This is a genomic window from Arthrobacter sp. NicSoilB11 (genome assembly GCF_019977375.1).
Lineage (GTDB): Bacteria > Actinomycetota > Actinomycetes > Actinomycetales > Micrococcaceae > Arthrobacter.
On the sequence record NZ_AP024657.1, the window covers coordinates 1,406,857 to 1,418,572 of the forward strand.

Genomic DNA, 11,716 nt, shown 5'->3' on the forward strand with positions numbered 1-11,716 from the left:
GTCAATGGCCGTGGCCGGGCCCGGGGTACCCGGGCCCGGCCACGGCCGTTAACCCGGCAGGGCGGACGTGCCGCGCGGGATAGGATACCTAGGTGACTGAACCGATCCCCGCCGTGCCCGCACCGTTGTTCGGTGCCTCCGACATACGCCGGCTGGCAGAGGAAATCGGGATCAGGCCCACCAAGACCCTTGGGCAGAACTTTGTCATCGATGGCAACACCATCCGGCGCATTGTCGCCGCGGCGGGCGTGGGACCGGATGAAACGGTGCTTGAGGTGGGCCCGGGGCTGGGGTCCCTCACGCTGGGCCTGCTCGACGCCGCGGCGGCAGTTGTCGCCGTCGAAATTGATCCTGTCCTTGCCGCGAAGCTGCCCGAAACCGTGCAGGAATGGCGGCCGGCCGCCGCCAACTCCTTCCACCTGGTGCATGCCGATGCGATGAAGGTCACCGAGCTGCCTGTCGAGCCGACAGCACTGGTGGCCAACCTGCCCTACAACGTGGCGGTTCCGGTGGTGCTGCACCTCCTGCAGTATTTCCCAAGCCTGCGGCACGGCCTGGTGATGGTGCAGGACGAGGTGGCTGACCGGCTGGCAGCCGGCCCGGGATCCAAGACCTACGGGGTGCCGTCCGTGAAGGCCGCCTGGTACAGCCAGATGCGCAAGGCCGGCGTGATCGGCATGAACGTTTTCTGGCCGGCACCGAAGATCCATTCCGGGCTGGTGGCCTTTACCCGCCGCGAACCGCCCGCCACCACCGCCACCCGCGAGCAGGTGTTTGCCGTGGTGGATGCCGCGTTCGCGCAGCGCCGCAAGACGCTCCGGGCCGCCCTGGCGGGCTGGGCCGGGGGAGCCCCGGAGGCCGAGCGCTGCCTGCTCGCAGCCGGCGTCGACCCCACCGCACGCGGCGAGGTCATCGACATCGCCGCGTTCGCCAGGATCGCCGAAGCCCGGGAAAACCGGCCGTGAGCGCGGGACTGGACAAGGCAGGCAGGGGGCGGTTCGCCGCCAGGACGGTCCGCGTCAAGGCGCCCGGCAAAGTCAATGTTTCCCTGGCCGTCGGTCCGCTCCGGCCGGACGGCTACCATTCCGTGGCCAGCGTCTACCTCGCGGTGTCCCTCTACGAGGAAGTGGCGGCGACCAGCACCGCCGAGCCCGGGATTACCATCAGCCTCAGCCCCGAAAGCACCCTGGACCTCGACGCGGTCGATATTCCCCTGGACAGCAACAACCTTGCCCATAAGGCGGCTGCCATCATGGCTGACGTCTCCGAACACGCCACGGGGGTGCACCTGGAGATCACCAAGCGGGTCCCGGTGGCCGGCGGGATGGGCGGCGGATCCGCCGATGCCGCCGCCACGCTCCTGGCCTGTGACGCACTCTGGAACAGCGGGCTGTCACGGGAGGAACTGGCGCACCTGGCGTCCGAACTCGGCGCCGACGTCCCCTTCTCGCTCCTGGGCGGGACCGCCGTCGGCCTTGGCCTGGGCGATGAACTCTCTCCGGCGCTGGCCAAGGCGCAGACCCACTGGGTGCTGGTGGTGGCCGACTACGGCCTGTCCACCCCCGAGGTGTACCGGACGCTGGACCGGCTGCGTGAGGCCGAAGGGGTGGAGGCCAGTGAGCCCACCGGAGTGGATCCACAAATCCTGACGGCGCTGCGGGGCGGGGATGCCGAATCCTTGAGCCGGGTGCTGGTCAACGATCTGCAACGGGCTTCCATTGAGTTGTCGCCGGCGCTGCGCGATACGCTGGGAATCGGCGAATCCCATGGGGCCATTGCCGGAATCGTTTCGGGTTCCGGCCCCACCGTGGCTTTGCTGGCTGATGATTCCGTTGCTGCGGAGGCGCTGGCGGAGGACCTGCGGCGCTACGGCCTGACAGCCCTTCCCGTCCACGGCCCGGTCCCCGGCGCGCGCATCATCTCCGACATCCTCCTTTAATTAAGACTTCCAGTCCGGCAGCAGAAAGCAGTTCCCTTTGGCACACCTTCTTGGCGGCGAGAACCTCACGGTTTCCTACGCAACCCGCACCGTCCTGGACGGCATCACCCTGGGACTGGAGGAGGGGGACCGGATCGGCATGGTGGGCCGCAACGGTGATGGCAAGTCCACGCTCATGCGTCTGCTGGCGCTGCGCTCCACCCCGGACTCCGGCCGCGTCACCAAACGCGGCGACGTCAATGTGGGGTACCTGGACCAGAGCGACGTGCTCGACGGCGACCTGACGGTGGGTGCCGCCATCGTGGGTGACCAGGCCGACTACGAATGGGCCCGCAACCCGCAGATCCGCGAGATCATGGGCGGCCTGGTGTCCGACGTCGACTGGCATGCCAACGTCCACGCCCTCTCCGGCGGCCAGAAACGGCGGGTGGCCCTCGCCAAACTGCTCATCGAGGACCACGACGTCATCATGCTGGATGAGCCCACCAACCACCTCGACGTCGAGGGCGTGGCCTGGCTTTCCCGGCACCTGAAGACGCGCTGGCGGCCCAACCAGGGCGCCTTCCTGGTGGTGACCCACGACCGCTGGTTCCTGGACGAAGTCTGCACCAAGACCTGGGAGGTGCACGACGGGATCGTGGACCCCTTCGAAGGCGGCTACGCGGCCTACGTCCTGGCCCGCGCGGAGCGCGACCGCATGGCGTCCGTGGTGGAGGGCAAACGCCAGCAGCTGGTCAAGAAAGAGCTCGCCTGGCTGCGCCGGGGCGCCCCGGCCCGCACGGCCAAGCCGAAGTTCCGGATTGAGGCCGCCAACGCGCTCATTGAGGACGTTCCCGCCCCGCGCGACTCCATGGCGTTGAGCAAGATGGCCACAGCGCGCCAGGGCAAGGACGTGCTGGACCTGGAGAACGTGTCCCTCAACTTCCAGGGCGCCGACGACGGCCGGAAGCTTTTCGACAACATCACCCTTCGCCTGGCTCCGGGGGAGCGCCTGGGCCTGGTGGGCGTCAACGGTGCCGGAAAAACCACCCTCCTGAAGCTGCTCAACGGCGAGATCACACCCGATGCGGGCAAGCTGAAGCGGGGCAAAACGGTGGTCACTGCTGTGCTCACCCAGGAGGTCAAGGAGCTCGACGACGTCTCGGACCTGCGCGTGATCGAGGTCATCGAGCGGGAGAAGCGTTCCTTCAACGTCGGCGGCAAGGAATTCAGCGCAGGGCAGCTCGTGGAGCAGCTCGGCTTCACCAACGAGAAGCAGTGGACACCGGTCAGGGACCTGTCCGGCGGTGAGCGGCGCCGCCTGCAGCTGCTCCGGCTGCTGGTGGGTGAACCCAACGTGCTGATGCTCGATGAGCCCACCAACGACCTTGACACCGACACCCTCGCCGCCGTCGAGGACGTCCTGGACGGCTGGCCCGGCACGCTGGTGGTGGTCAGCCACGACCGCTACCTGCTCGAACGCGTCACCGACCACCAGATGGCGCTGCTGGGCGACGGCAAGCTCCGCGGCCTCCCCGGCGGCGTGGACCAGTACCTCGAGTTGCGCGAAGCCGCCCTCGCCGGTTCCACCGTCACCGGCGGTGGAAACCCTGTCACCAGCGCGGGCGAGGCGCCGGCCACCGGGACCGGCCCGTCCGAGGCCGAGAAGCGGGACGCCCGCAAGGCCCTCAACAGGATCGAACGGCAGATCAAGAAGCTGGACCAGCAGGAAAAGAAGCTTCACGACGACATGGTCAAAAGCACGGAGAAGTCCGATTTCGACGCCCTGGCCGAACAGAACAAGCAGCTCAAGGACCTGGCCGACGAAAAAGATGCCCTGGAAATGGAGTGGCTCGAGGCCTCGGAACTCCTGGGCGACTGACCCTCACAAGCGGGGAGGGGGGTTATCCGGCAGCATGCGTCAGAGGCGAGGAACGAGCCAGCATGCAGAGGATGACCCCCTTCGCCGCGGACGCAACCACGGCGAGGCCTAGAGTTCAGACTGCAGTTCCGGCTCCTTCTTGAGGCCGGTCAGGCCGTTCCAGGCCAGGTTGACCAGGTGCGCGGCGACCGTGTGCTTGTCCGGCTGGCGGCTGTCCTGCCACCACTGGCCGGTCATGGCCACCATGCCCACAAGCATCTGGGCGTACATGGCACCGTCCTCGCCGCTGAAGCCGCGGCGGGAGAATTCGTCGGAGAGGATGTGTTCCACGCGCGCGGTCACGTGCGAGAGGAGGGTGGAGAAGGCGCCCTCCGGCTGGGACGGGGGAGCATCGCGCATGAGGATCCTGAACCCTTCGGTGCGTTCCTCGATGTAGGTGAGCAGTGCCAGCGCGGCGCGTTCGACGAGGACGCGGGGTTTGGCTTCCTCGGTGAGGGCCGCGTTGATCGAGTCCAGGAGAATGTGGAATTCACCGTCCACCACCTCGGTGTACAGGCCTTCCTTGGACCCGAAGTGTTCGTAGATGACCGGCTTGGACACTCCTGCGCAGGCGGCGATTTCCTCGATGGTGGTCCCGTCCAGGCCGCGGACGGCGAAAAGGCCGCGCCCGACGTCGATCAGCTGGCTCCGGCGCTGCAGGCCAGTCATCCGCGTCCGCGGAAGGTTGTTGCTCACCTTCCCATCATGCCTCACCGCCGGGGACGGGATTCCGCGGGACCGGCAGGACCCAACGCCCCGTGTCGCGCGGTGGCCTGAACCCATGGCAAAATAGGGACTTGTGCCCGGGCCTCGAGTCTTTCGGCACGGTCCGCTCTGGTGTAACGGCAGCACCCCGGCCTTTGGAGCCGTGGAGTATAGGTTCGAATCCTATGGGCGGAACTGCTGCGCAAGGAGCGATCATGAGGATGGCACCCGGTGCCCGGCGGGCTGGCCCGCCGGCTGCCGCAAAGCGCAAGCACAACCAAGCAAGGAGAACCCGTTACGTGATCCCCGAGAATACCGGCCCGGCCGCTGTAATCGTCCTGGCAGCAGGCGCCGGTACCCGGATGAAGTCGCGTACACCGAAGATCCTCCACGAGATCGGCGGCCTGTCCATGGTGGGCCACGCCCTCCGCGCCGCCCGCAGCATCAACCCGCAACGGCTCGCCATTGTGGTGCGCCACGAACGGGACCTGGTGGCGGGACACGTCGCAGCACTGGATCCGCAGGCCGTCATCGTGGACCAGGACGACATCCCCGGCACCGGCCGCGCCGTGGAGGCCGCGTTGCAGGCGCTGGACGCCGAACAGGAACTGTCAGGCACCGTCGTGGTCACCTACGGTGACGTGCCCCTCCTGTCCGGGGAACTGCTTACCGAACTCGTCGCCACCCACGAACGCGACGGCAACGCCGTCACCGTCCTCACGGCAGTCCTTGACGACGCCACCGGCTACGGCCGCATCCTCCGCGGCGAAGACGGCTCCGTTACCGGCATCCGCGAACACAAGGACGCCACCGAGGCAGAGCGGCTGATCCGGGAGGTCAACTCCGGGATCTACGCCTTTGACGCCGCGGTGCTCCGCGGGGCACTGGGGAAGGTCACCACTGACAACGTCCAGGGGGAGAAATACCTCACCGACGTACTGGGGCTGGCCCGCGAATCAGGCGGCCGGGTCGCGGCCGTCGTGACTGCGGACCGGTGGCAGGTGGAGGGCGCCAACGACCGCGTCCAGCTTGCCGCGCTCGGCGCCGAGCTGAACCGGCGCACGGTGGAAGCCTGGATGCGGGCCGGCGTCACCGTCGTCGACCCGGCCACCACCTGGATCGATTCCTCCGTCACCCTGGACGAGGATGTCCGCCTCCTGCCCAACACCCAGCTGCACGGCGCCACCTCCGTGGCGCGGGACGCCGTCGTCGGCCCTGACACCACCCTGACCGACGTCACCGTCGGCGAGGGCGCCACGGTGATCCGCACCCACGGTTCCGGCTCCGTGATCGGCCCGCGCGCCGCCGTCGGCCCCTTCACGTACCTTCGCCCCGGCACCGTGCTTGGTGAAAAGGGCAAGATCGGTGCCTTCTACGAAACCAAGAACGTCACCATCGGCCGCGGCTCCAAGCTGTCCCACCTGGGCTATGCAGGCGACGCCGAAATCGGCGAGGACACCAACATCGGCTGTGGAAACATCACGGCCAATTACGACGGCGAGAAGAAGCACCGCACGGTCATCGGCTCGGGCGTCCGTACAGGCTCTAACACCGTCTTTGTTGCCCCGGTCACCGTGGGGGACGGCGCCTACAGCGGCGCCGGCGCGGTGATCCGCAAGGACGTGCCGGCGGGCGCGCTGGCGCTCAGCGTTGCCGCCCAGCGCAACGCCGAAGGCTGGGTCCCCGCGCACCGCCCGGGAACCCGCTCCGCTGAACTGGCCCAGGCGGCCATCAATGACTCCTCAAGTACCCCGGCATCTACAGAAGAGGGCAAGTAACCATGAGTGAAATTACGGCGCACGGCGAGAAGAAGCTGGTGCTCGCCACTGGGCGGGCCCATCCGGAGCTTGCCCGGGAGATCGCCAAGGAACTCGGCACTGACCTCCTTCCCGTTGATGCCTACGATTTCGCCAACGGCGAGATCTATGTCCGGGCCGGCGAGAGCGTACGCGGCACCGACGCGTTCGTGATCCAGGCGCACCCCGCACCGCTGAACAACCACCTCATGGAACAGCTGATCATGATCGATTCGCTGAAGCGGGCCTCCGCCAAGCGGATCACCGTGGTTTCGCCGTTCTACCCCTATGCCCGGCAGGACAAGAAGGGCCGTGGCCGCGAGCCCATCTCCGCCCGCCTCGTTGCCGACCTCTACAAGACCGCCGGCGCGGACCGCATCATGAGCGTGGACCTGCACACTTCCCAGATCCAGGGCTTCTTCGACGGGCCGGTTGACCACCTGATGGCCATTCCGCTCCTGGCCGACTACATCCGCACCCGTGTCGCTGCCGACAACATCACCGTTGTCTCCCCGGACACCGGACGGGTCCGGGTCGCGGAACAGTGGGCTGAGCGCCTGGGTGGCGCGCCCCTGGCCTTTGTCCACAAGAGCCGTGACCTCACCGTCCCCAACCAGGCTGTCTCCAAGACCGTGGTGGGCCAGATCGAGGGACGCACCTGCGTCCTGATCGACGACATGATCGACACCGGCGGAACCATCTCCGGCGCCGTCACGGTCCTGAAGAACGCCGGCGCCAAGGACGTCATCATCGCCGCCACGCACGCCGTCTTCTCGGATCCGGCCGCACGCCGTCTCTCCGAGTCCGGCGCACGCGAAGTGGTGGTCACCAACACCCTCCCGCTGACGTCCTCCCAGCGCTTCCCGCAGCTGACAGTGCTCTCCATCGCACCGCTGATCGCCAGGGCCATCCGCGAAGTGTTCGACGACGGCTCGGTCACCAGCCTCTTCGACGGCAAGGCATAGCCCCGCACCAGGCCGGGGACGTTTTCAGGAAACGGCCCCGGCGCTGGTAAGCTGGTCAGCGATACCTTGGCGAGGGAGGGCATAGCCTCCGTTATCGACTGGGTCTGATCAGTCCTTCGGTTGAAGGACTGCCTTCTTGAAGGGCCGCCCTCCGGCGCCCGGCGTTGAAGGTCACACCAGACCTCCGCCCTTGCTGAACACCGTTTACTCTTCAAGGAGATATCCATGTCTGAGCAGAAGCTCGCAGCAGAACTGCGCACCGAATTCGGCAAGGGCTACGCCCGCCGCGCCCGGATGAACAACCTGATCCCCGCCGTCATCTACGGCCACGGCGCAGAGCCCATCCACGTCACCCTGCCGGCAAAGGCCACCACCCTGGCCGTCCGCACCGCCAACGCCCTGCTGTCCCTGGACATCAACGGCGAGGGCCACCTGGCCCTGGTCAAGGACGTCCAGCGCGATCCCGTAAAGCAGATCATCGAGCACATCGACCTCCTGACCGTCCGCCAGGGCGAGAAGGTCACGGTTGACGTTCCGGTCCACGTTGAAGGCGAAACCGCTCCCGGCACCGTCCACAACCTGGAACTGACGGTTGTGTCCCTCGAGGCCGAGGCAACCCACCTGCCCGAGTCCGTCGTCGTCAGCATCGAAGGCCGCGCCGCCGGCGAGCACATCCACGCTTCCGACCTGGTCCTGCCCAAGGGTTCCGCCCTGCTGACCGACCCCGAAGCCCTCGTGGTGAACATCTCCGAAGCCATCGAAATCGCCGAGGAAGCAGAAACCGAAGCTGCCGGCGAAGCAGCAGAAGCTCCCGCAGCAGAAGAAGCCGCAGCAGAGTAATTTCTCCGCAATTCATGACAGTGGCCGGACCCCCACGGGTCCGGCCACTGTCATGTCCGCACACCGCCGTTCCATTTCCGCGTAACCGCCCCCAATAGGATTGACTCCATGACAGATACCTGGCTGATCGTTGGCCTCGGCAACCCAGGCGCCCAGTACCAAGGCAACAGGCACAACGTAGGTCAGATGGTGCTCGATGAACTGGCCGGCCGCATCGGCGCCGGATTCAAGACCCACAAAGCCCGCGCGCAGGTCCTTGAAGGCCGGTTGGGGATCGGCGGCCCGCGCGTGGTCCTTGCGAAGCCGATGAGCTACATGAATGTTTCAGGCGGCCCGGTCTCCGCCCTGGCCAATTTCTACGGGATCCCCGCAGACCACGTGGTGGCTGTCCATGACGAGATCGATATTCCGTTCAACACCGTCAAGCTCAAGCTCGGCGGCGGCGAGGGCGGCCATAACGGGTTGCGGGACATCTCCAAGGCCCTGGGTACCAAGGACTACCTCAGGGTCCGCGTGGGGGTGGGAAGGCCGCCTGGCAGGATGGACACAGCCGATTACGTGCTGCGTGATTTCGGCACCGCGGAACACAAGGAACTGCCCTTCCTGCTGGACGATGCCGCCGACGCCGTGGAGTCCCTGTTGCGCGATGGATTGACGGCTGCCCAGCAGAGGTTCCACCCGGCCAAATCGGGATCACAACAGCTGGAATCGTAAAAGTTCCTTTTGACCCTGTTTCCTTGTCTGTGGCAGGGGGTACTCTTCTTCCTATGCGGGGGAGCAATGGGGCTACATCCCGCTATTGCAGGATGTAGGGGAAAAGTTCATGTCAATCGAGCCACTCAGCTGGGGACGTGGGTCAACACCTCAGGGTGACAGGCTGCCCACACCAACCTCCGCGGCGCCGGAGGGCCAGCAATGGTCCATGCCTGCACGAAGCGCCAACCTGGATGCTGTCCGCACCGCACTGACCAGCGAAAACTCCCTGGGCGTTGTCATCACCGGAGCCAGAGGCGTGGGCAAGTCCTCCCTGGCGCGCGCTGCCGTTGCGGACCTGGGTCCCGATGTCTGGTCGCTGCAACTCCGGAGCGGCCCCTCCGGTCCCAGCACCCCGTACGGCTGCCTCTCCTTCCTGCTGGCCCGGCTCCCGCAGGCCTACATGGGCTCGCCCACCGCCATCCTCCGTGGCATAACCTCCCTGATCCGCAGCGACGCCGCCGGCAGGCCCTGCGTCATCACTTTGGACACGTCGGCCTGCATCGACGACATGAGTGCGGGGGTGCTGTTGAATGTCCTGCTGACCGGCACGGCAAAGATCATCGCTGTGGCCCCCAACGCCAGCGACCTGCCGGCAGACTTCCACTGGCTGCTGACGGAGCGGAAGCTCACGGAAGTGCGGCTCAACAACCTCAACGAACTCCAAACCCGGCAGGTGCTCCTTTCCCTGCTGGGCCACCGCGTCGCCTCTTCCCTGGTGACCACCTACCACCAGATGGTGGGTGGAAATCCCTTGCTGCTCAAAGCGCTGGTCACCGAACAGCAGCTCTCCGGAAACCTGGTCCTGTCCGATTCGGTCTGGACGCTGCGGGACAAAGTGGTGCTCGACGGCGCCGCCAGCCTTGACGACATCGTCCGGTCCCGCTGGTCGCGGGAGACACCCGAAACCCGGGACGTCATCGAAATGCTTTCCTGTGCCCGGCGGGTGGAACTGGCCGCCCTTACCGCCATCTATGGCGCGGACGTGGTTGCGGACATGGAAGACGGCGGCCTGCTGGAGATCGACGACTCCGAGCACCGCTGGGTGTCGCTGCGGGAGAAGTACATCGGTGACGTAGTCCGGACCTGGCTGAGCATTTCCCGCCGGCGGGAGCTGCGCAGCGTCCTGCTGGGCGGCCAGGAGCCGGACCCGGCAGCCATGACGGTGGAAGAATTGATGTCTTTCGCCGCGTGGACCCATGAGTGCGAGGCCGAGCTGAGCCCGCAGTTGGCACTCGCGGCCGCCCAGGCCGCAGTCCAGCTCTTCGACCCCCGGTTTGCCCTGACGTACGCGGAGATGGTGCAGAGGACCGACGCCGGGTGGGCATCGGCGCAGCGGCAAAAGGCTGCGGCGTACCTGCAGCTGGACATGCCGGTCCAGGCGCTTTCCGCCCTGGATGGCATCTCCCAGCCTGAACTCGAGGCTTTGGATCCCCTGGAGTACGCCGAAGTGGTGGCCGCCAAAGCGCGGGTCATGCTCTGCATTCCGGAGCGTGCGGGCAAAGTCCGGGAACTGCTCGCCGCGGCGCGGGAACGGCTCGGGAAAGCGGACAACAACTCCTCCTGGCCGGCAGCGGCAGCGGTGGCGGCAAACCGTATCTCGTTGAGTGAATTCGAATACCAGGCCCATGCCGGCGATTACGCCGCCATGATCCCGGCGCTCGAGCGGGCTGCCGATCCCGCAGGCAATCCGGACACCGGGTTCCGGCTCCAGTGCGCGATCATCCTGATGGGCGCGCTGGCCATGACCGGGCGCGAGATGGACGCGCTGGGCCTCATGCGAAAGCTCGGCGGCCAGCTCACGGACGCCTCGCACGTCGTGGGCCTGCGCGAGCGCTACGCCAGGGAGGCCTACTTCGTCGCACTGATGGCTGGCCAGTGGCGCCGCTGCATCGACCTCCTCAGCCCATTCAGCACGGGCCAGCCCCACCGGCTTCCATACCGCAGCGCCGCCACCGAACTCGCAGCAGGCGTGGCCTTTGTCTTTTCCGGGCGCGGCGAGACCGCCCTGGAGCCTTTGATCTCAGCCGCCGCCCAGCTGGAGTTGCAGCCTGTCCAGGCCGCACTGCGTACCGCCTACGCAGCCACGGCTTTGGCGTACGCCCAGACCGGCAACGCCGCGTTCGCCCGCAAGTACCTCACCAAACTGCAAAGGGCGCCGGGCAAGGCAGGATTTGCCACGGAGAGCATAATCGATTTTTGTTCGCTCGTGGCGGGGCGCTGGCTGGGCGACTCCGAGGCAGTGGCAGCGCTGAAACAAGGGGCCCGCCGGAACCTGGAGGCGGGCAGGCACACAGTGGCCGGCATCTACCTGCTGGCAGCAACGGTGAACGGCAGCGACGCCGACTTCCGCCTCCTGGAGGAGATCGCAGGCCGCCGGCAGGGACCGCTGGCCGATGTCTCGCGGCTGATCGCAGTCGGCAGCAGGACAAAGGATGCCAAAACCCTCCTTGCCGGCGGTGAAATTGCAGCCACGCTCGAACTCGATGCGGTCGAGGCCAGGTGCATGGCGCTGGCAGTGGACTTTGCCCGGCAGGACGGGGATGCCCTTTCGGCGAGGACTGCGCAGGCCCGGCTGGACATCCTGGCTGCCACCGTGGCCAACCTTCCCATTGTTCCCAGCAGCGGAAGCCCGCTGCTGACCAGCCGGGAACGGCAGATTGCCCGCATGGCCGGCCGCGGCGTCTCGAACCGTGACATCGCCATGGAAATGGGTGTTTCCGTGCGCACCGTGGAAGGCCACCTGTACCAGGTCTTCACCAAGCTTGGCGTAACTTCAAGGGGTGATCTGACTGGACTCGTCTAATGGCCACAAGCC

Annotated in this window: 9 protein-coding genes and 1 tRNA gene; 9 read left to right on the plus strand and 1 reads right to left on the minus strand. The window is 66.7% G+C overall.

Translation table 11 applies throughout. The features are described 5' to 3' along the window. Positions 1-92: 92 nt before the first annotated feature. From rsmA to LDO14_RS06635, 3 genes are read left to right on the plus strand one after another with little or no spacing between them, the layout of a single operon-like run. Positions 93-965 (plus strand): 16S rRNA (adenine(1518)-N(6)/adenine(1519)-N(6))-dimethyltransferase RsmA, encoded by an 873-nt coding sequence (gene rsmA, locus LDO14_RS06625; protein WP_018770136.1) that lies wholly within the window; start codon positions 93-95, stop codon positions 963-965. After that, a complete protein-coding gene (locus tag LDO14_RS06630) occupies positions 962-1,939 on the plus strand; it encodes a 4-(cytidine 5'-diphospho)-2-C-methyl-D-erythritol kinase (protein WP_056393518.1) in 978 nt (325 codons plus the stop codon). Before rsmA ends, LDO14_RS06630 begins: the two co-directional genes overlap by 4 nt. A 37-nt stretch (positions 1,940-1,976) precedes the next feature. Then, the gene (locus LDO14_RS06635) at positions 1,977-3,800 is read left to right on the plus strand and encodes an ABC-F family ATP-binding cassette domain-containing protein (protein WP_223994474.1); all 1,824 of its coding nucleotides are present in this window, start codon (positions 1,977-1,979) and stop codon (positions 3,798-3,800) included. A gap of 108 nt (positions 3,801-3,908) precedes the next feature. On the opposite strand, the gene LDO14_RS06640 is transcribed toward LDO14_RS06635, so the two are convergent. After that, positions 3,909-4,535, minus strand: coding sequence for a TetR/AcrR family transcriptional regulator (locus tag LDO14_RS06640; protein ID WP_018770133.1), 627 nt, complete (start codon positions 4,533-4,535; stop codon positions 3,909-3,911). 132 nt (positions 4,536-4,667) lie between these two features. Here LDO14_RS06640 and LDO14_RS06645 point away from each other — a divergent pair. The 6 genes from LDO14_RS06645 (at position 4,668) to LDO14_RS06670 (ending at position 11,704) form a co-directional block, all read left to right on the plus strand. Next, positions 4,668-4,739, plus strand: a tRNA-Gln gene (locus LDO14_RS06645). 104 nt (positions 4,740-4,843) lie between these two features. After that, positions 4,844-6,322: a bifunctional UDP-N-acetylglucosamine diphosphorylase/glucosamine-1-phosphate N-acetyltransferase GlmU gene (gene glmU / locus LDO14_RS06650; protein ID WP_056393612.1), complete on the plus strand. Its 1,479-nt coding sequence runs from the start codon at positions 4,844-4,846 to the stop codon at positions 6,320-6,322. Positions 6,323-6,324: 2 nt separating this feature from the next. Then, a complete protein-coding gene (locus LDO14_RS06655; RefSeq protein ID WP_018770131.1) occupies positions 6,325-7,305 on the plus strand; it encodes a ribose-phosphate diphosphokinase in 981 nt (326 codons plus the stop codon). A gap of 225 nt (positions 7,306-7,530) precedes the next feature. Next, the gene (locus LDO14_RS06660; protein ID WP_018770130.1) at positions 7,531-8,145 is read left to right on the plus strand and encodes a 50S ribosomal protein L25/general stress protein Ctc; all 615 of its coding nucleotides are present in this window, start codon (positions 7,531-7,533) and stop codon (positions 8,143-8,145) included. Positions 8,146-8,253: 108 nt separating this feature from the next. Next, a complete protein-coding gene (pth, locus tag LDO14_RS06665) occupies positions 8,254-8,859 on the plus strand; it encodes an aminoacyl-tRNA hydrolase (protein ID WP_018770129.1) in 606 nt (201 codons plus the stop codon). 208 nt (positions 8,860-9,067) lie between these two features. Continuing rightward, positions 9,068-11,704 carry a LuxR family transcriptional regulator gene (locus LDO14_RS06670; RefSeq protein ID WP_082581843.1) on the plus strand — a complete coding sequence of 879 codons (2,637 nt, stop codon included), beginning with the start codon at positions 9,068-9,070 and terminating at the stop codon, positions 11,702-11,704. Positions 11,705-11,716: the final 12 nt, after the last annotated feature.